At 63.6% G+C, this 20,629-nt stretch carries 15 protein-coding genes; 10 read left to right on the top strand and 5 right to left on the bottom strand.

Annotation, left to right across the window (positions count from 1 at the left end):
- Window positions 1-331: alternative ribosome rescue aminoacyl-tRNA hydrolase ArfB (arfB, locus tag DY926_RS10025; protein ID WP_116703234.1), on the bottom strand; the 331-nt coding region annotated here is incomplete at its 3' end.
- Between the two features lie 134 nt (window positions 332-465).
- Between arfB and DY926_RS10030 the strand changes: the two genes are divergently transcribed.
- From DY926_RS10030 to DY926_RS10035, 3 genes are all read left to right on the top strand, one after another.
- A complete protein-coding gene (locus DY926_RS10030) occupies window positions 466-750 on the top strand; it encodes a hypothetical protein (RefSeq protein WP_116703235.1) in 285 nt (94 codons plus the stop codon).
- Between the two features lie 21 nt (window positions 751-771).
- Window positions 772-930: a hypothetical protein gene (locus tag DY926_RS17540; protein WP_186336133.1), complete on the top strand. Its 159-nt coding sequence runs from the start codon at window positions 772-774 to the stop codon at window positions 928-930.
- Between the two features lie 77 nt (window positions 931-1,007).
- Window positions 1,008-1,280: a hypothetical protein gene (locus DY926_RS10035; RefSeq protein ID WP_186336134.1), complete on the top strand. Its 273-nt coding sequence runs from the start codon at window positions 1,008-1,010 to the stop codon at window positions 1,278-1,280.
- Between the two features lie 96 nt (window positions 1,281-1,376).
- Here DY926_RS10035 and DY926_RS10040 read toward each other — a convergent pair whose 3' ends face one another.
- Genes DY926_RS10040 through DY926_RS10050 form a run of 3 tightly spaced genes read right to left on the bottom strand, consistent with a single transcriptional unit; the run spans window position 1,377 to window position 4,706 of the window.
- On the bottom strand, window positions 1,377-2,291 hold the full coding sequence (locus tag DY926_RS10040) for a glycosyl transferase (protein ID WP_116703237.1): 915 nt from the start codon (window positions 2,289-2,291) through the stop codon (window positions 1,377-1,379).
- A 46-nt stretch (window positions 2,292-2,337) separates the two neighbouring features.
- Window positions 2,338-3,141 (bottom strand): glycosyltransferase family 2 protein, encoded by an 804-nt coding sequence (locus DY926_RS10045; RefSeq protein ID WP_116703238.1) that lies wholly within the window; start codon window positions 3,139-3,141, stop codon window positions 2,338-2,340.
- On the bottom strand, window positions 3,138-4,706 hold the full coding sequence (locus tag DY926_RS10050; protein ID WP_241503155.1) for a CgeB family protein: 1,569 nt from the start codon (window positions 4,704-4,706) through the stop codon (window positions 3,138-3,140). The genes DY926_RS10045 and DY926_RS10050 overlap by 4 nt, the downstream gene beginning before the upstream one ends.
- Window positions 4,707-4,977: 271 nt before the next feature.
- Between DY926_RS10050 and DY926_RS10055 the strand changes: the two genes are divergently transcribed.
- On the top strand, window positions 4,978-6,294 hold the full coding sequence (locus DY926_RS10055; protein ID WP_116703240.1) for a site-specific DNA-methyltransferase: 1,317 nt from the start codon (window positions 4,978-4,980) through the stop codon (window positions 6,292-6,294).
- A 26-nt stretch (window positions 6,295-6,320) separates the two neighbouring features.
- On the opposite strand, the gene DY926_RS10060 is transcribed toward DY926_RS10055, so the two are convergent.
- Window positions 6,321-7,586 carry a histidine-type phosphatase gene (locus DY926_RS10060; RefSeq protein WP_241503156.1) on the bottom strand — a complete coding sequence of 422 codons (1,266 nt, stop codon included), beginning with the start codon at window positions 7,584-7,586 and terminating at the stop codon, window positions 6,321-6,323.
- Between the two features lie 175 nt (window positions 7,587-7,761).
- Here DY926_RS10060 and DY926_RS10065 point away from each other — a divergent pair, with 175 nt between their 5' ends.
- The 6 genes from DY926_RS10065 (at window position 7,762) to DY926_RS10090 (ending at window position 20,316) form a co-directional block, all read left to right on the top strand.
- A complete protein-coding gene (locus DY926_RS10065) occupies window positions 7,762-8,433 on the top strand; it encodes a hypothetical protein (protein ID WP_116703242.1) in 672 nt (223 codons plus the stop codon).
- A gap of 129 nt (window positions 8,434-8,562) precedes the next feature.
- Window positions 8,563-10,005, top strand: a complete 1,443-nt coding sequence (locus DY926_RS10070) for a mannose-1-phosphate guanylyltransferase/mannose-6-phosphate isomerase (protein WP_116703259.1) — start codon at window positions 8,563-8,565, stop codon at window positions 10,003-10,005.
- A gap of 240 nt (window positions 10,006-10,245) precedes the next feature.
- Window positions 10,246-11,259, top strand: coding sequence for a phosphate ABC transporter substrate-binding protein PstS (gene pstS / locus DY926_RS10075; protein ID WP_186336136.1), 1,014 nt, complete (start codon window positions 10,246-10,248; stop codon window positions 11,257-11,259).
- A gap of 164 nt (window positions 11,260-11,423) precedes the next feature.
- Window positions 11,424-13,124, top strand: coding sequence for an OprO/OprP family phosphate-selective porin (locus DY926_RS10080; protein WP_116703243.1), 1,701 nt, complete (start codon window positions 11,424-11,426; stop codon window positions 13,122-13,124).
- Window positions 13,125-13,385: 261 nt separating this feature from the next.
- Window positions 13,386-18,323 (top strand): alpha-2-macroglobulin family protein, encoded by a 4,938-nt coding sequence (locus tag DY926_RS10085; protein ID WP_116703244.1) that lies wholly within the window; start codon window positions 13,386-13,388, stop codon window positions 18,321-18,323.
- A gap of 7 nt (window positions 18,324-18,330) precedes the next feature.
- A complete protein-coding gene (locus tag DY926_RS10090; protein WP_116703245.1) occupies window positions 18,331-20,316 on the top strand; it encodes a transglycosylase domain-containing protein in 1,986 nt (661 codons plus the stop codon).
- The last annotated feature ends 313 nt before the right edge of the window (window positions 20,317-20,629 follow it).

The raw sequence follows: 20,629 nt of genomic DNA on the forward strand, positions 1-20,629 counted from the left end.
CGGTAGCCCGCCTGCACGACATGATCGCGCAGGCCTGCACAGTGCAGGCCTGCGCGATCATGTCGTGCAGGCGGGCTACCGCGTCCTCACGGTTGCGGATCTGGCTGCGAAAGCGCCGGGCGGTCAGCACGATCACGCCATCGCCCGTCATCCGGCTGCCTGCAATCTCCACCAGCCTGCGTTTCATGCGCTGTGACAGGGTGGGGGAATTGCGGGCGTCAAAGCGTAGCTGGGCGGCGGTCGCGACCTTGTTGACGTTCTGCCCGCCCGGTCCTGAAGCCAGGATGTAGGTCACATGTAATTCATCATCGGGGATGGTGGGCGTGGACATGGCGGTTTACGGTCCTGAGCGGAGGGCGTTCCATCGGGAACGGAGGGGCCGCCCTGCATGGACGGCATTGCTGCGCTGGCTGTTTGCTATCACCATGCCTGCCCGGTGATGACAAGAGCGGAGTTGTGACAATCATGAACGATCAGGCCATGACGGACCAGTTGCGCAAGGCCCTTGCGCAGGCAGCGGGCGATGCGGCGCAGGCCAAGGTCATGCCCGTGGTCAAGATGATTGCGGCGCAGCAGCTTGTGGTCATGGACCTCATGCAGATGCTGGTGGATGCGGATGTCCTGAAAGCCGATGAGATCGCGGCCCGCATGCGCCATCATATCGAACATACGGACACGAAGGATATGGCGGCCCGAACCCTGTTTGAACAGGTGCGTTCACGCTTCGCCTCCGCTGTCAAAACGTCCTGACAACCAAGAAAGGGACCGTCAATGGCTGACCATCCTCCCGCCCTGCGTGCCGAAATCGTCGCGCTCAAGGCCGAGCTTGCCCGTGTGCGTGATGAACTGGCCATTGCCCGCAAGACCATACAGGAACTGCGGACGGAACTGCGGCGTGAGCAGACACGCCCGGCCCCCCGCCGCACCTGACCGGGGGCAGGCGCCCCCGACGTAGCTGGATTTCAGGAAACCGCCTGCAAGGGCAACAGGACAAGGGAATGGTGCATATGGACCAGGAACGAGATGCAAGCGGCCGGGTTGTCGTCTATCCCACGGTAAGCTGTGGCGCGGAGGCAGCGCAGGACGCTATTGTGGTGATGGACCTGTTCATGGCCACATCCCCCGAACATATGCCCAAGGGCGACAGGCGGGTTGTGACCGTGCTGCCACCGGAACTGGCCCTGAACCTGGCCGAGCAGCTCCGTAGCGCGGCCGAGCGTGTGCAGGCGGCGCGTGGGCGCAGGCAGGACGAAGCCACCGGCAAGCCCGCATCCGCATAACAGCGCAACCCGCCTGAACAGATCAAAGTTTTTGGGTGCCGCCTTTTTTCAAAAAGGCGGTGTTCCCTGAAGTTTGTTGAAACCAGAAGCCCCCGCTTATGAACGCTGGCGCATGCCGCCATAGCGGATGTTGAGCTGTGCCGCCCCGCCCGTCAGCGTCGGCACGGTTATGGTGTGATGCAGGGCGGCGCGCATGGTCTTCTGTGACGCCATATGCACGATCCCGACCGGCGCGTGGGGAAAGAACAGGTTGGCCAGCTTGCCGGTGGTCTCATCCAGCAGCCAGGGGCCGATATAGTTGTGGCTGTTGTCCAGAAACGTAACGGGTGCGCCATCAATATACACCGCCAGCGCGATACAGAGCTGGTCCTGCGTAAACGCCATGCCGCGGCGGGGCAGGATACGGGCCTGCCAGCGCCGCAGCAGCGGCCAGATCGGTGCGTCACGATGCAGGCAGAATACCCCCGCGTTCAGGAGTGGCTTGGCCCCGATCTGCTTGCGTATGCTGAATGGCAGGCGGGCGCGGGTGGCGTTTTTGTACAGGAACGAGCGGATCTGCATCCAGCCGGGACAGATCCAGCGCACCCCCAGCAGGTTGGCGATCTTGGCGCCAATTTCAGGCACGATGGCCAGCGCGCCGCCCTGTGCTGCGGCAAACATCTGCTCGACAGCGCGCCCGTCCTGCACCCATGCGTCGGCATCAATCCACAGGATCAGGTCAAAATCGGGCAGCATCTGGTCCAGCCACAGCTTGCATATGTTGATTGCAAGGCTGGGGCGGCGTTCGACTGCCCGTATCGGGGCGTAATCGGGAATGTAGGGCGATATGACCCGGATACCCTGCGCATGCAGTTGTGCCAGTTGCCCGCCGTCCATGCCGCAGTCGATCACCCCGATGGGTGTTGTGGCGTGCTCACGGATGGAGGCGACCAGTTCCATGACCAGATCGAAATAGGCATGGTCGCATCCGGTTACGATAATCCGGCGGGGGGAGGTGTCGGGCGGGGTCATGGCCGCCCTTATAGTCGGAAAGCAAGGGGGCGGAAATGGCCGCCCGCTACCCCTTCGTGCCGGCAGGGTCAGGGCGGTAACGCGCGCTGAGTGCCGGGTGGCGGAAGGCCATGATGGCGCGCAGGCTGTCATGCGCGGCCCAGGCGTCATTGGTGGTGCGGGAATTGCCGTGGGTGCGGTAGCGGCACAGGATTTCGGGCACGTAGGCGACCTCCAGCCCGTGATCTATGAACTTCAGCCAGAAGTCATAATCCTCCCACCCTTCGTCAATATGGCTGTAGCCATCCACCTTTTCCCATGCCTCCCGGCGGATCAGCGCCATCACGTCCACATAGTTCTCGCGCGCCATCTGGGCGGGGTCCCATATGTCGGCCGAGCCGATGCGCCGTTCATGGCCGAAATACTCGATCTGGCTGTAGGTGGCGTCAAACCCGCCATCACAGGCCGCCATATAAAGCCGCCCGATGGCGCGGGGGTAGATGGTGTTGTCCGCGTCCATCACGAATACAAAGCTGCCGGAGGCGTGTTTGAACGCCGTGTTCCGTGCCTCGGACGGCCCCTGATTGCGGGTATGGACAATCAGCGTGCAGCGCCAGAAACGTGCGTGGTTTTCCTCCATCCATGCCGTGATGCGGGCCACGGACTCATCCCTGTCCGAGCAGTCATCCACCACGATCAGTTCAAGCGCTGCGTGGCTCTGGGTTGCGACGGATTCTAGGGCATCCAGAATATAGCGGGCATAATTGAAATTGGTGATGCAGACGCTGATAAGGTCAGGCGCCTTCCGTCGGCGGCTTTTGAAAGTGCAGGCGGTCTGGCACGGGGCCATCCAGGGGGCGGTGATGCTCATGCTTCGGGCGTGCTCCATACATGCGCGATGAATCCGCGTATCTTCTCGCAATGCGCCTGATTACGCGCGGGTGCGCTGATCAGCTTCAGCGCCGCGCTGCGTATGGCCTCGGCCCTGGCCCGGCCATCGGGCGTGTGCAGCAGCCATTCGATCAGGTTGGGAATGTGGCGGCCCGTTTCCTCAAGGAAATGCACGTTGGGTCGGAAGACCGGATGCGGCAGGCAGGGTTCGGACACCACCACGCTCCCGTTGGCCATGGCGCCCTTGACGATGCGGTGCCATTCAAAAAAACCGTAGTCATCGCGGTGAATGTTCAGGGTAATGCGTGAATGCCCGGCAACATGCGCGGCCAGTCGTGACAGGAGATTGTCGCGCGGGCTGCTGTCGATGGGGTTGAGGAACTTGCGGTAGTAAAAGTAATTGCGGTACTGCGCAAAGAAGGCGGCATTACGGGCAAAGAACTTCTCGCGGTGGCTGGACGCATTGCCAAAAAAACTGATGTCGATCTGGCGATCGGCAAAGGGCGTGGCGGGATCGGGCCGTTTGCGGCACGCGGGCGGCAGGACGCGGACCATGGCATGGCGCATGTCGCCCTTTTCCAGATAGTCGCGGCCGGGGCCGATGGTGGGGGTGAAATGAATGGCGGGCAGCCCGGCGCGCCGGAAGCTTTCGGCCATCTGGTAACAGATATCAATTACCCCGGCCGCCATGAGCAGGAAGGGAATCCCCCGCTCGAACCACAGTGTCTGGGGCTGTTCGGTATTGAACATCAGGGCATCGCGGATGATGTTGCCCGTGGCCCATAGCGGCCCGCGCCCGAGGTGAAAGAACTCATGCGGGGCGACGAATATGCACAGTTCCGGCCGGTTGGCGGGGTCGGCTGTTTCATCAAGCAGCGTGCAGTTCAGTCCCGCATCCACCAGGCTGCGTTGCAGGTCGGCCGCGATTTCGTGGATGAATACATTGCCGCCGGTATTGTAATAAACGCCAATACTGTCCGGCACGGGGCCATTTGGGGTGACAAAATGGGCGTCATCCATGCCCGTTTCCGTGCACAGCGCGCCCAGCGTTTCCGATACGCGCAGGGCGCCGAAGATGCGCCGCCCCTCCGGCACGCCATATAGCAGGGCGTGCTCGGCCATGTCGGTGGTCGCGCGGTCAATGTCACGGTTGATGTCGTGATAGGTGTGCGGATCGAAAAACGGCAACTGCTCCAGCGTTCTGGCGCCAAGGCTCAGGTCTTCCAGATGGAAGCGGGTCAGCAGGCCATGATGGGCGATATGGCAGCCTTCATGCGTCTGCAGGAAGTGCACGAAGGGGTTGCGGTTCTTCGCCCCGGCCTCCGGGTGCTGGCCCAGATACAGGGCGGGGCGGAAATTGCGGTTGGGCTGGCGGCCTTCGCGGTAACCGTAGCGGACGTAGTGAACCAGCGGGTCGATTTCCGATCCGGCCACGTCGCGGTGCGTTGCGAGGTAGAAGTCGGCATCAAACTGGCCTGACTCCTCGATGATCCTGAGATCCTGCTGTTCGGTCGGGGTCAAGGTGAGGGGAGGGGCGGCGGGCAATGTCTTTACCTTGGCTGGAACGGGTCTGGCAAAAACGCCGGATTCATGTGCGTGACCGGACCACGCAACTATCCTGCTAGGGCAGATCAATTAATATTTGATTATTCCGGTTGCCGGTTTCGGCCCCGTCGGGTCGGCCTGCAAAAGCCCTGTATTTTACACAGATATTATCGCACATAATATATATGGCATTGGGCGGACCCGGCAGGCCTCCCCTTGTGGCGCGTGGTGGGGAATAGTGTGCAGGCACGCAACTGGCGGGGGAGCGCAGGTGGCCACACTGGAATGGGAGGGAAAGCACGCGGTCGCCGCCTGGCTGGAGCGGATGCGCGCGGGCACGCTACGGCCCGACCCGGCGCTGTCCTGTGGCGCGGCGGATGCGCGGGACTGGATCATACAGGGTGACAACCTGGCCGCGCTGGCCGCGCTCATGCCCGATCTGGCGGGCCGGGTGGATATGGTGCTGACCGATCCGCCCTATAATACCGGGCGGCGGGACTGGCTGTATGATGACAGCGCCAGTGACCCCGCCGTGCTGCATTGGCTGGAGACGGTACTGGGTGCTGAAGCCCGCACCCTGTCACGACAGGACAGGTGGCTGTGCCTGATCTACCCGCGCCTGATCATGCTGCGGCGGCTGCTGGCGGAACATGGCGTGATCGCCTGCTGTATCAATGACCGTGAATACCCGCGCCTGCGGCTGCTGATGGAGGAAGTGTTCGGGCCTGAAAACTTTCTGGCCACGTTCGTCTGGGTCAATACGGGCAATATGGACAACCACAGCCGCATCAAGACCAATCATGAATATGTGGTGGCGTTTGCGCGTGATGCGCGGCGTTTTGTGCCCGGCCGCGTGCTCGCGCCACAGGTCGGGGCGCGCAGCAAGCTGCGGCGGCCGGTCATCCGCAACACCATTGTCAAGAACGGGCCGCGCAACCCGGTATCGGACCTTGTGCTGCCCGCGGGCTTTCCGGCCAGTTTTGATACGGGCGACATAAGCCCCCCGGCGGCCGGGTTCTGGCCGCGTTTCACCACGCCGATCATCGTGCGCGGGGGCAGGCTGGCCCGCCCGGTCACGTTGCGCAGCGGGTGGAGTTCACGCCGCCAGTGCGCGGCCTTCATCGCGGGCGGGTTCAGGGACATTCGTGACCGGCGCGGCCTGAAAACCCGTTTTTACCTGACGCCGAGCGGTGCGGTCTTCATGGAAAAGGACCGTGATGCGCAGGCCAGCCATATCCTGACCGTGCTGGAGGGCATGGGCACCGTGCAGCAGGCCGCCGCTGGTCTGGCGCGGCAGGGCGTGCGCTTTGACTACCCCAAGCCCGTGCCGCTGGTGCGCTACCTGCTCAGTGCGCTCTGTGCCCGCCCGGATGCGCTGGTGCTGGATGCCTTTGGCGGTTCGGGCACCACAGCGCAGGCCGTGATGGACCTGAACGCAACCGATGGCGGGAGCAGACGGTTCATCGTGATGGAACTGGATGAACGGATTGCCACGACCGTCACCCGCACCCGGCTGGCCCATGCGCTTGCACGCCACGGGCGGCCGGGGGGCGGGTTGCGCTTCTTCCGGCTGGCATCCGCTTCGTAACGGGCGGCTCGCAGCCGTGGAATTATTCAGGCAGGGGCCGCGTTCAGCCGCGCGGTGAATACCCGCACGAAATCATCCAGCTTACATTGTCCCTGCGGTCCGGACTGGCAGGCGGGCAGCGGCAGCACATCGGGTTGCGCGACGCCGGGCTGCCCGCTGCGCAGCGCGTCCAGCCCCTGATGGAAGATTACGGCCCGCACCATCCGCGTGCCATCGACCTGCCGCCATGTCTCGAAGCCCAGCGTGGTGTCGGGGCCAGTCGGGTCCGGCAGGTCGGCAAAGGACCAGTCCAGCCCGAAAATGGCCGCCAGCATGTCCAGCGTCGTGTCATGCCCGGCAAACAGGATGACCGGGGTGGTCGGCGCAATAACGCTGTGGTCCGGCAGCGTGACAGGCCGCCCTGCCGCAAGGTCGGTCATCAGGCCCGCCAGCACATGCCCGCGCGCAAGGGCAAAAGCGGGCAGGCGGCGCAGCAGGCGGCTGGCATGGGTGTGGGCGGGCATGATGGCGTCAAGCGTGCGCCGCATGTCCGCATGCCCCCAGCCGATGGAGTCCGGCGGCATGCCCTGCGCGTATTCCAGCAGCATGTTCTCGGCCATCTCGGCGGAGAGTGACAGCCCGCCCTCCAGATGCGGGGCGTTCTTCTTCCATGTCGCCCTGTCCGGCCCGGTAAAGCATGGTGCGCCTGCCACGCATCCGGCCGGGTACACCATGTCCTGCATCAGTGCCTGCGCGCGATTTACTTCCGCCGGGTAGTGGCTTTGGTCATCAGCCAGTTCGGCGGTCAGGCTGGTCATGATCGCGGCGCGCAGCGTGGGATCAGGCGTGCGTGGCAGGCTGTTGAACACCGGGTCGGCGGTGCCCGCGGGCAGGCTGGCATTGGTTACGGCGCAGCCAGGCAGCATGGCCTGCCCCATGATCCCGCCTGTCTGCATGGTGCGATGGGCCGCCGCGTCGGACCAGATGGCAAGCGCGCCGGGGCGACATGCCTGCCCGGGTGGAAGAAGCCCGGCCTGCCGGTAATGGGCGCCAAGTGCCGCACCCATCAGCGCCAGATCGTGCTGGCCCTGTAATGTCAGTTCCCCCGGTGCGACCGGCCATGCCGGCCAGATGCGACGGGTCGCGGCATTGATCCGGGCCAGTGGCTGGGTGGGACTGCGCACGCCATGGCGCGCGACCAGCACCACGCGCTCCAGCACGGCAGGCGCGGGCGTGGCACTGGCAGGGCGCGGGATGGCGGACGGCAAAAGCGCCGCCAGGCAGGCAATCAGGCAGGAAAGAGCGCGCGGCATACAGGACCAGATCCGGGGCTGGGGGTGGAAGGCGGAATCCTGTTCCATGCATGGCAGGTCAGGGTGTGCTCTGCTAGGGTGACAGCGCCGGAAAAAAATGATCCCACGGGCCAGCGGCAGGGAACGCTCCGGGGTATGATGCATTTCTGGCAGGTAGGACGGGGAGAGCCGCTGGATGGATCTGGCGTGGACAGACAGGCGTGCAACAGGCGTGGTGGCGTTTGTCAGGCGGCACTGGTGGGCCTGCATGGCCGTGCCGGTGCTGCTGGGGCTGGCTGGCGGGCTGATGGGTTACCTGAACTGGAACAACCACAGCGACGCGAATTTCGCCCGGCACAACATCATCATGAAACATTCGCAGGAGGAAGCGGCCTATGCCCGCCAGCTTGCGGACTATGACCAGACGGTCATAAGGAACCGCCGCGTCTTTCTGGACATTACCCGTGCGGAGTTCGACCGCCTCGCCTCACCCGAACAGAAGGCGTGGCTCCTGCAGGAATACCGCAAATTCGATATCAGCCGCGTCAAGGTTTATGACGGGCATGACACGCGCCCCTTCCAGCCGGCACCGTGCAATGTCGAACTGTGCTTTGTCCCGATCTTTGTCGAATCCCTGCATGATGACCCGGTCCATAACAGCAGGTACGTGCAGGTCGGCGCGCTGGAGGACATGTCGCGCACCCTGATCATGGATCAGGAGCAGTTCTGGCGGCTGCGCAAGCTGGTCATCCATGTCGATGCCATTCTGGTTGCCGCCCGCCACCAGCAGATTGCCGATTATGAACAGATGATGCAGCTCCGCGCTTCACTTGATGCCCTGCGCTCGAGCGGGCAGAAAGTGCAGTGAACGGGAGCCAGACCATGCCGCAGACACCCCGGTCCGGCAGGATTTTATAGTAAAAAGCAAGAATACGACCAAACTTTAAGGCGCATGACATAGCGTGTTTTTTCAGGAGTAAAACTGGTGGCCTCCATCATGCAAGCAGCGGCGCGGCATCCTTCCTCCCCCGTGGTTCCGGTTATCCTGTCGGGTGGAAGTGGCAGCCGGTTGTGGCCCGTTTCGCGCAGTTCCTATCCCAAGCAGTTCTGGCCACTGGTCTCGCGCCTGACAATGGTGCAGGAAACGGCGCTGCGCAGCCATGGGCCGGGTTTTTCAGCGCCTGTTGTCGTGTGCAATAACGAACACCGCTTCATCATGGCCGAACAGTTGCGTGAGGTGGGGATTACCGCGCCGCGCATCGTGCTCGAACCCATGGGCCGCAATTCGGCCCCGGCCATAGCCGTCGCCGCCCTGCTTGCCGCCGAGACCGACCCCGACGCCGTGCTGTGGGTCATGGCGGCTGATGCCGCCCTGCTCAAGCCGGAGAACGTGCCCCCCGTGCTTGATCTGGCCGTGCGGGTGGCGCGATCGGGGCGTATCGTCACATTCGGCATGGTGCCGACCAAGGCGGAAACTGGCTACGGCTATATTGAAAAGGGCGCGGAACTGCCCGGTTATGACGGGGCGTATGCGGTTGCGAAATTTGTCGAAAAACCGGATGCCGTGCGTGCGGCCAGCATGTTCGAGTCCGGTCGTTTCCTGTGGAATTCCGGCATGTTCGTGTTTACCGCCCGCACCATGCTGCAGGAGATGGAAAAATTCGAGCCCGAGATCCTGACCGCCGTAAGGGAGGCGGTGAAGGCACGGCAGACGGATTTTGATTTCGAGCGTCTGGATGCGGCGGCCTTTGCCCGTTCGCCCGATATCTCGATCGACTATGCCGTGGCGGAACGTACGGACCTCATGACCGTCATCCCCGCTGATTTCGGCTGGTTCGATGTAGGAAGCTGGGACGCGCTGTGGGAACTCAGCCCCAAGGATGGCCAGGGCAACGCGACCATAGGCGATGTGATCGTGAACAACTCCACCAACAGCTACATCCGCACCGATGGCGTGCTGACGGCGGTGGCGGGCGTGCATGACCTGCTGGTGGTGGTGAACGAGGATGCGGTGCTGGTCGCTCACCGTGACCATGCGCAGGATGTAAAGGCCATTGTAACGGAACTGAAGCAGGCTGGGCGCAAGGAAGCGACAGCCCACCGGCGCTGCTACCGCCCATGGGGTTTTTATGAATCCCTGATCGAGGGCACGCGCTTTCAGGTCAAGCGGATCGTGGTTGAACCGGGGCAGAAACTGTCGCTGCAGAAGCATTTCCACCGTGCCGAGCACTGGGTGGTGGTGGAAGGCACGGCGCAGGTCACGCGCAATGACGAAATCATTCTGGTGCGTGAGAACGAGAGTGTCTATCTGCCCCTCGGCTCCATTCACCGGCTGGAAAACCCCGGCCGCATTCCCCTGACGCTGATCGAGGTACAGTCCGGCCCCTATCTGGGCGAGGACGATATTGTCCGGCTGGAGGATGTGTACAGCCGCGCCTGACCGGCACTGCCTGACGGAGAGTAATACAACAGGGGGGCACGGATGGCTGGCAGGGTCTTGCGTGCCCCTTTTTCATGTTCGGGACATGGCGGTAGCGTCCATGCGAAGGGGTTCATATTTCCTTCATAAAACTGTCATGGACATATCATTTTTATTTGCGGGACCAGTTATCTAGTGTCCCACCTGTCTGCCGGATAGCCAGACATGTCTGTTTTCTTCATGTCGGAGAACATGAGTATTATGTACTTTCCTGCTCGAATCCTAACATGCGCCCTGCTGGCGGCGACCGCACTGCCGGTCATGGCGCATGCCGCCGATATTACGGGCGCAGGCTCCAGCTTCGCCGCACCCATTTACGGAGCCTGGGGGGCGGATAGCGGGCGTGCTGCCGACGTTAAGCTGAATTACCAGACCGTGGGCTCCAGCGCCGGGCAGAACCAGATTCTGGCGGGCACGGTTGATTTTGGCGCATCCGACGTGCCGATGGAAACGCAGAAGCTGGAAAACGCGCACCTGTTCCAGTTTCCTACCGTCATGGGCGGGATCGTGCCGGTCATCAACCTGCCGGGCATCGGAACCAACCAGCTCCAGCTTGATGGCCCGACGCTGGCCGCCATCTACCGTGGCGAGATCGGGCAGTGGAATGACCCGAAAATCGCGGCACTCAATCCCGGCCTGAAACTGCCCGACACCGACATCGCCACGGTCCACCGTGCCGATGGCTCCGGCACGACGGCGGTCTTTACCGGCTATCTCGCCCGCGTGTCGCCCGAATGGCGCGAAGGGCAGGGTGCCGGGGCTTCCATCGCATGGCCCGGCGGCATTGGCGCGCGCGGGAATGACGGCGTGGCGGCTTCCGTGCGCAATACCGAAGGGGCGATCGGCTATGTCGAATATGCCTTCGCCGCCAATGCGCATATGACGACCGTCAAGCTCAAGAACCATAGCGGCGCCTTTGTCGCCCCCGGCATGGACAGCTTCAGCCGCGCGGCCGAGGCCGCTGACTGGCGTGACGCCTCGCACTTCGCCGTGGACCTGCTGGACACGAACGGTGCTGGCGCGTGGCCGATCGTCTCCCCCACCTATGTGCTGGTGCCCGTGCCGACCGCCAAGGCCACGCATGGCGCGGCGGTGCGCAAGTTCTTTGGCTATGCGCTGAGCAATGGCGACGCGGCGGCCTATCGTCTTGATTACGTGCCCGTGCCCGCCAATGTGAAGGCGGACATCCTGCACCAGTGGGACAGCGCCAAATAACGCGTTATAACAAGTAAAGCCTAAATAAACCCGTCCGGATTCCGGGCGGGTTTATTTGTATATGGCGCTGTCATAAAACCTTCATAAAACTGTATTCGAAACATAACACACAGAACATATCAGTCATTCTAAATGGACCCGTCCTTCATTACGGAATGATTAATATGATTCGCCGGTCCGCTGTATCGTTCTTTCTTGGGTCTTCAGCCATATGGGGGATATCCTTATCTCACCACGCATCCGCGGCATCCGCGCCATCCGCATCGGATGCGCAGATTCTGGCCCTGCAGCACGAAATGCAGGAAATGCGGCGCGAGATGTCAGGACAGATCAGCGTGCTGCGCCAGCGTCTTGCTCGTGCCGAAACGCATACTTCCCCCACGGCGGCCAATGCTGCGCAGGCCCGCCGCGTCGCGGCCGCCAAGGGTCAGCCCCTGCCGGACAGCTACGCGCATGACATCCGTATCGGTGATGAAAGCGCCAATACGATGAACCTGCTGCACAAGGCCGATCTTGGCACCCCGCCGTCGGATCGTGGCGTTTCCTCATCGTGGGCTTCCTTCCGCGCGGCGACGGAGAAGGAAGAGGCGGTGCATATGGGCGGCATGATCGTGGGCTTCCCCGGCGGGCGCCCCACCATTTCCACCGAGGACGGGATGTACGCCATGTCCATCGGCCTGGCGTTCCATGAAGATATCGGCGGTTTCATGGGCATGTCGCCGCGCAGGGGCGAAAGCAAGGGCGATTTCGCGGGTCTTACGGAAAATGCCCGCCGCCTGCGTATTCCCATCTCGTTCCGTTACAAGAACTGGATCGCCAACATCACCCCGGATTTCGGCTCCAGCAGCCACGATGGTTCGGCCACGCTGTATGAAGCCAACCTTAACTACGCCGGGTTCCACAACACCATCATCACCGCCGGTTACTTCCAGCCGCGCGTGACGGAAGAAGATTCCGAAAGCTCGAACGAATTCGAGATGATGGAACGCCCCGCCATCACCGACATGGTGCGCAACATCGCCGCCGGTGACGCCCGCATGAGCCTGGGTGCCCTGCATTATGACAAGCGCTGGTGGATTGCGGGTTACCTGACGGGCCAGAGCTATGGCGCCCGTAGCGCGGGCAATGTCTATGACAGCCAGACCGGCGCAACCTTCCGTGTCGCGGGCCGTCCGTATGTGTCAAAGGACATAGACGTGCATGTCGGCCTGTCGGCCATCAGTGCCTTCAAGATGGCCCAGACCAATGCCGCCGGTGGTGGCGCGCGCACATCGGTTGCGATGAGCGAGGCCCCGGAAGTTGACCTGACCACGACCAAGCTGCTCAGCGCCACTGTGGGCAATGTCGGCAGCATGTGGTCCGCCGGCCCGGAACTGGGCTTCCGGTGGAAGCGGCTTGTGCTGAAGGGTGAATACTACCACATCGGCATCACCCGCGGTGACAACACGGCCGGTTCCGTGGGCAATGTGAGCAATGCGGGCGGCACCGTGAACTTCCAGGGTTACTATGGCGCGGCCAACTACACCCTGTTCGGCGCGCCGCGCAGCTACAACATCAAGGAAGGCGCATTCTCCGCACCGGGTGTGGATCACGCATTCGATCCCGCGCATGGTTACTGGGGTGCGCTGGAAATCTCGGGCCGTTACAGCGTGGCCGATCTGAACAGTGGGCTGGGCAACAGTGTCACGGCCGTGCGTGGCGGGCAGCAGACGGTCTGGTCCGGCGGCGTGAACTGGTATCCGAACCGCCATTTCCGCTTCATGCTTGATTTCAACCACTTCATCGTAAGCGACAACAGCGTTGCCCAGAACATCATGGGCCGCCACGGCAATTCCGTCGCCGGGCGTATTCAGGCGGCTTTCTAAGCCAGTCCCAACCCCAAAAACTTTACCCCGCGCGTGGCGTCATATCCCCCGGTATGGCGCCACATTGCGTATCTGCCCCCGGTATTTCCTGCCTGTCCCGCATGACCGTGCCTTCCGGTCATGAAACGTGAGGGCAGGGGGCCGGTTCCTTTTTCCACCATAGATTTTCCTGTCAGTTTCCTGCCCTGACGGTGGCGGGTCTGGTCACAGGTAGCTGGCCGTGCGAGGTTTATTGCAGAATCATTGTACGGCGGAAGAATAATGAACGGGTGGAAATGGGGGACTGTTGCGGCATTACTGGCCGCGATTGTGCCATTGTCATATGGGCAGGCACAGGCCGCCGAAGATCCTTCCCCTTTCTCCTTCAGCCGGACCCGTATCAATGCGGGCGGCGAACATCCGGAAATCTGCCTGGTTTTCAATGGTGCGCTCGATGCGTCGCGCACGGATGAACTGGCCGGGCATGTCACGCTTACCCCCGCCACCCACTTTATCCCCCGTGTCGAGGATAACCGCTTCTGCCTTGGCGGGCTTTCCTATGAGACCGCCTACCATATCGCCGTGGCCCCCGGTTTCCGTTCCGCCGCGAATGAAATGCTGGCAGCCCCGCTGACACTGTCGGCGCATTTTGGCGAACGCGCGCCCATGGTGGCGATCGGGGGGGATGGATATGTCCTCCCGCGTGATGTCTCGGGCAATGTCGTTGTCCAGACCGTCAACATGCCGGTGGTGCGCGTGCATGTCTATCACCTGTCGCAGCGCATGACGCAGGGTGTGGGCATGGGGGATTACCCGGATATCGACGTGGCGCAGACCACGATGGATAGCGGGGTCTTCCACGCACTGCTGTCCAGCAGGCTGACCGAAGTCTGGCAGGGCACGCTCGAGACGGGCGGCCAGAAAAACCGCCTGCGGGCCACGGCCTTTCCACTGGGTGCCATCACCCATGACCAGCATGATGGCCTCTATCTCATCACGGCGGAAAGCCCCACGCCAGCCCGCCCATCCGGCACGGCTGACGGGAATGATGACCTGGCCTTTTCCGCCCCGCCGCTTGCCGTCCACTGGATCAGCCTGAGCAATATCGGACTGTCCGCCACGCGTGGCAGCGACGGGCTATGGGCCACCGCGCGGTCTTACGCCACGGCCCAGCCCATGCCGGGCGTAAAGGTCTCGCTTGTTTCCGCCGGTCAGGACGAACTGGCCACGACTACAACCAACGTGCAGGGGCAGGCCCATTTCGATGCCGGACTGCTGCGTGGAAAGCATGGCGCGGAAGCGGTGCAACTGCGCGCCAGCACGCCCGATGATTTCACCATGCTGCGGCTGAACCGGCCGTGGTTTGATTTTTCCGACCTGACACCGCAGGCAACACCTGCACCTTCCGCCCGTACCGCATTGCTGGAAACCGACCGGGGCATCTACCGCCCCGGCGAGACGGTGCAGCTCGTCGCCCTGCTGCGTGACAGGTCGGGCATGGCCGTGCCCGACCAGCCGCTTACATTCGTCCTGCACCGCCCCGATAATACCGAAGACCGGCGCTTCATGCGGCCGGGCAACGCCGATGGCGGCTTTGTCCTGCCCCTGCCGCTGGGCCGCAGCGCGCAACTGGGGCCGTGGCGTTTGGATGTCTTTACCGACCCGACCCTGCCCCCGGTTGGCAAGGTCAATTTCCAGGTCGATGATTTCCGGCCCCAGACAATATCCATGACCATGACCGCAAGCCCCATGGTCTATCAGCCGGACAGCCCGGTGCAGGTGCATCTTTCAACGCGGTATCTCTATGGCGCGCCCGGGGCCGGACTGCATGGCGAGGGCAGCTACAGCGTCAGGGCCATGTCCACCCCGGTTCCTGCTTATGCAGGCTGGGCGTTCGGGCTGGAGAATGAAGCGGAACCCGACATCGCGGACCGGCTCGACATTCCCGATGCCGATGCGCAGGGCAACAGCACCGTCTCGCTCACGCCCGCCATTCCGGCAGGCGGCACGCGCCCGCTTGAAATCAGGATTGATGCCGGTTTTTCCGATCCCGCAGGGCGGGAGGTCATGCGGAGCCTGTCCATACCGGTGCGCCGCACGCATGAACTGATCGGACTGCGCGCAACGCCGCCTGCGGGTACTGATGGGACCGTGGCGGTGCCCACGGATATCGTCACCATCGACCCGGATGGTCATCCCGTCGCGACAGGGGGACTACACTGGACCCTGTCACGGCTGAACCAGATCTATGACTGGACCGGCGACAGCCGGAGCGGCTGGAGCTACACGGTCCATACGGTGGATGTGCCGGTCGACGCAGGCGATACGCGCACCGATGGCAGGGGCCTTGCCCATCTGACGCAGAGCCTTGATGCGGGACAGTACCGCCTGACGGTCAGCGACCCCGCCACGGGGGCGGCGAGTTCCACCACCATTAAAGTCGGCTGGTTCACGCAGGAGGGCAGTGACGCACCCGACCGTCTGACCGTTACGGCCCGGGATGCCCGGATTCCGCCCAACGGCACGACACAGGTGCATATTGCCGGTGGCTTCGCGGGGCGGGCGCAACTGATGATCGCGACGGATCACATCCTGTCCACCCGCGTGCTAGATGTGCCGGCACAGGGGCTGGACGTGCCTGTTACGGCGGATGCCCGATGGGGGCAGGGAGCCTATGCGCTGGTCACGCTGTACCGGCCGCTTTCCGCCCCCCACCGCCCGCATGACCCGGTTCGCGCCGTGGGGCTGGCATGGATTGGCGTGAATAACGACAGGCATCATCTCTCCATCGCCGTGCATGCGCCGGACAAGGCGTTTCCCCGCCAGCGGCTGAACATTCCCGTGGATGTCGGTGGGGCGACGGCAGGCAGACCCATCCGGCTCACGCTGGCCGCCGTTGACCAGGGCGTTCTCAACCTGACGGATTTCCACCAGCCCGACCTGTTCCGGACCATGTTCGGCCAACAGGGGCTTGGCGTGGACATGACCGACAATTACAGCCGCCTCCTGCTGGACAATGCAGAGCCCGGCCGCATCCGGGCGGGCGGGGATGCCGCCTTCGCGCAGGGCAGCGCACTGTCGGTCACGACGGCGCGCACCGTCGCGCTGTTTTCAGGCGAGGTCACGCCCGATGCCCATGGCCATGGCACCGTCACGCTGGACGTGCCTGATTTTGAAGGCCAGCTACACCTGATGGCCACCGCCTGGACGGCGGACGGGATCGGCACGGCCACGGCGGATACCCTGATCCGCGATCCCGTCTTTCCGGACCTGACGCTGCCGCGCTTCCTTGCGCCGGGTGACAGCGCACGCTCCCTGCTCTCGATCGTGAATAATGATGGCCGCAACCAGGCCTATCACGTGGCCCTGACGGCAACGGGGGCGCTCCATTTTGGCACGGAGGCTTCCGTTACCGCCACGCTGGCGCCCGGCGCACGCCATGACGCGCCGGTTACGCTGGTGGCCGACCATGCCGGTATCGTCCATTTCCATGCTGTGCTGACTGTGCCGGGCACATCGGCCCCGCTGGCGGTGCGTGACTGGTCGATGGAAATACGTCCGGGCCATCTGCCCTATACCCAGTCCACCTCGGCAGCGTTCGCGCCAGGGGCGAAAGTGACCATCGGGCCGGAGATGCTGGCCGGGCTGGCAAAGGGGGACGTAAAGGTCACGGCCGGTTTCTCGGCGGCGGAGGGGCTGGATACGATCGGCCTGCTTCAGGCGTTGCAGACCGCGATGTGGGGTTCATCGGAAGATCTGGCGGCGCAGGCGCGCCCGCTGCTGTATCTCGACAATCCGGCGCTGCTGGGCACGGGCGAGACACGGGCCAGCGTGCATGAAAAGGTGCAGTCCGCCATTGATACCGTTCTGGCGCGCGAGGACGGGGGCGGCACCATTGGCCAGTGGCGTCTGTATGACGGGGAAAGCCTGCCCGAGATGCAGGACTATCTGGCTGATTTCCTGACCCGCGCCCGGGCGGCAGGCTATGATGTGCCCGATGCGGCCTACAACCTGCTGATGGACCAGATTGAAAGCCAGCAGTTGCAGGCGGGTGGCGATGATGATTCGTTTGACCGGAATTCGCGCGCCTATGCCGCCTATGTTTTTGCCCGCGCGGGGCGGCTGCGGCCGGACGCCATACAGGCGCTTGCCGCCGACCTGACCGCAGCGCGCCAGAATGGAAACACCTATCTGCTATGGGCGGACGCGGCGGCGGAAAAGGCGCATGCCCTGCCGCTGGCCATCGGGCACGTGGCCGCCGCCCTTGCGCTGGACGACATGCCCGATCAGGCGGCGCAACTGTTCGATCAGGCCGAAAGCGCGCTGGGACCAGCCAGGACGGGACGCCCCAGCCTGCTGGATATCGGGTACTGGCGCTATGTTCGTGACCTGTCGGGGCTGGCCGCACTGGCGGCCGAGGCGCATGACGGGAACAGGGCGCGCGCGCTGATCCGGCGGTTCCTCTCCCTGCAGCTCGCGGCTTCGGAACTGGACGGGACGGAACAGACATCCCTGCTGGATGCCGCGGCAGCGCTGGAGCGTGATGAGCCGGGGCGGCGTGTACGGGTGGGCAATACAACCAGTGCCGACCCGCTGCACCTGCCAGCCGTGTTCCCCCTGGGCGAACAGGCACTGGCGCAGGGGATCAGCATGGAAAACATTGGTGTCAGGCCCCTCTATCGCACACTGACCGTACACGGCACTCCGGTCGGGCCGGTCCGGCAGATCGGTAGCGGCATGGTCCTGACAGCCAGCGCGGTCAGCCTGAGCGGGGAACCCGTCGATGTGACGCATCTGGGCCAGAATGACCGCTTCATCATGCGATTTGATGGTGAGGTGGCGGATAACGATATGCATCAGATCGGTCTTGTTGACCTGCTGCCCGCCGGGTGGGAAATCGAATCCGTGATTGGACCGGAGAACGAGGCCTACAAATTCCTGGGCCACCTGAACCGGCCGCTCAGTGCCGTCGCGCGGGATGACAGGTTCGTTGCGGTGATGCGGGTCAATGATCCGGATGCGCCGCTGCCTGATAACGAGGATGACAGCGGGGACGGGCCAAAACAGCCGCTGGACCCGCACCAGTTCCATGCCGCCTATATTGTCCGGGCCGTTACACCGGGCACTTTCGTGCGGCCCGAAACACTGGTGGAAGACCTGAACCGGCCCATAATGCTGGCGCGCACGGCGTCATCCACCACCACGGTTACGGCACGCTGAGCGGACCTTGCGCCGGACGCCTGCCCTTGTCCTGACACTTGGCCTGCTGGTGGCGGTGGTGCTGCCTGCGGGCATGCTGTGGATGCTGGACCGCCTGCTGCCGCCCGACCTGTCCCGCCTGCACGCATCCGCCCTGATCCTGAATGACCGGACCGGCGCACGGCTGGACGGGCGGACCAGCGTGGATGGCATGTGGCGGCTGCCGCTTGCGGCCCCTCAGGTTGACCCGGTCTATCTGCAGATGCTGCTCCGCACCGAGGACCGGCGGTTCTACTGGCATCCGGGTGTTGATCCGCTCTCCATGGCGCGTGCCCTCGCCCAGCTTGTCATGCGCGGGCATATCGTCTCAGGTGGGTCAACACTGGCCATGCAGGCCTCCCGCCTGCTCAGCCCGCACCGGCACAGCCTGCGTGGCAAGCTGCTGGACATGGCCCGCGCCGTGCAGCTTGAATGGCGCTATGGCCGCAGGGGCGTGCTGGACATCTACCTGACCCTGACGCCGGAGGGTGGGAATATCGAGGGCGTCCGCGCGGGTTCCCTGCTGTATTTCGGACATGAACCCGATCATCTTGCACCACAGGAAGCCGCGCTGCTGGTGGCCATTCCCCGGCATCCGACCACATTGCGCCCCGGCCGCCATAATGCACTGGCGCTGGCGGCGGCGCGTCAGGTGTTGCGTGGCACGGGGATGGGACAGGAGATGGAAAATGTCCCGTCTGGTCCCGTTCCCATGCCCCACGCGGCCCCGGCGCTGCTGGCCCATGCATGGTCCGTCGGACTGCGCGATGTCGTGCGCACGACACTTGATGGCAGGCTGCAACGCATGCTGCGCGGCGTCGTGGCTGCTCGTGACGCGCCATTGCGGGGCACCTTCGCCGCCCTCGTCGTGCGGCGTGACGGGGGTATTGCTGCGTGGATTGGCGGCGGGGAACACCAGTGCCCGGGCTGCGCGGTCGATCTGGTCACGGCCCGGCGCTCACCCGGTTCCACCCTGAAGCCGTTCATTTACGGCATGGCGTTCGATCATGGACTGCTGACGCCGCGCACCCGGATCAGTGATGGCCGGATGAGCCTGTCAGGCTACGCCCCGCATGATTTCGACCAGAGCTTCCGGGGCGAGACAACGGTTGCGGATGCGCTCAGGCAGTCACTCAACGTGCCTGCGGTGCAGGCCCTGCGCCTGATCGGGCCGGATCGTTTCCTGTCCCGCCTTGCAGCCTGCGGTGTAGTGCCCCGGCTTCCGGGCCGGGATGTTGCACCCGGCCTTGCAATCGCGCTGGGTGGGGAAGGGATTTCGATATACGACCTCGCCACATTATATTCCGCCCTCAATCACGACGGGCAGGTGATGGCCCCGTATTTTGATGTGACCGGACGCGCGCCCGCCACCCGGCTGCTCGGCCCACGCGCGGCACAGGATGTCCGTACCATTCTGGAGGGCACGCCACCACCACCCGGCTCAGGCCAATGGAACCATGTCGCCTTCAAGACCGGCACATCCTACGGCATGCATGATGCCTGGGCCGCGGGGGTGACCGGGCAGTGGACCATTATTGTCTGGGCAGGCCGCCCGGATGGCACGGCGGCGCCGGGTATTACGGGTCGCGCAACGGCGGCCCCGCTGCTGGCGCATATCGTCAGCCTGCTTGAACCGGACGGGAGTATTGCGGCATCCGGCGTGACACCCCACCATCAGGCCATAAGCTACCTGTCACCCGCGCTGCGTCGCCTGTCCCGGCCCGAGGGGCCGCAGATCATCATGCCCCAGGCAGGCAGCGAGATGGAGAGCCGGGCCGATGATGGCACCATGACCCCCATTGGCCTTGAGGCAGGCGGGGGAACGCCCCCTTACCAGTGGATGGTGAACGGAACGCGCCTTGATGTGCCGCCCGGAGCCGCCCCGTCATGGCTGCCCGATGGCGTGGGGTATGTCCATATTTCCGTCATGGACATGCATGGCCGCAGTGCTGCCGTTGATGTCAGGATTCGCTGATTGGGTAAGGACTGACAGGAGTTTTTGGGAGCGTCTTTTCTTTAAAAAGGCGATGTTTTCTGAAGCTTTTTGAAAAAAGCTTCACCAGAAGCTTCCTGGAACAAGCGGGTTTTCGCCTGCCAAGGAGATGCTGTTGCGGAATATGTCGGGATTTGTGGTGTCCGCGGCGGGATTCGAACCCACGGCCCCAGGATTCATGCCACTTCGGCTTTCGCCGCCGCCATGGGTGCATGGCGTTCGTGGTCTGGACTGTCCCTTCACCATGGGCCACTTGCGGCCTACAGGTGCTGCCCATCCAGTCTCTACACCTTGC

Origin of the sequence: Komagataeibacter melaceti, from assembly GCF_003403295.1 — a bacterium.
Lineage (GTDB): Bacteria > Pseudomonadota > Alphaproteobacteria > Acetobacterales > Acetobacteraceae > Komagataeibacter > Komagataeibacter melaceti.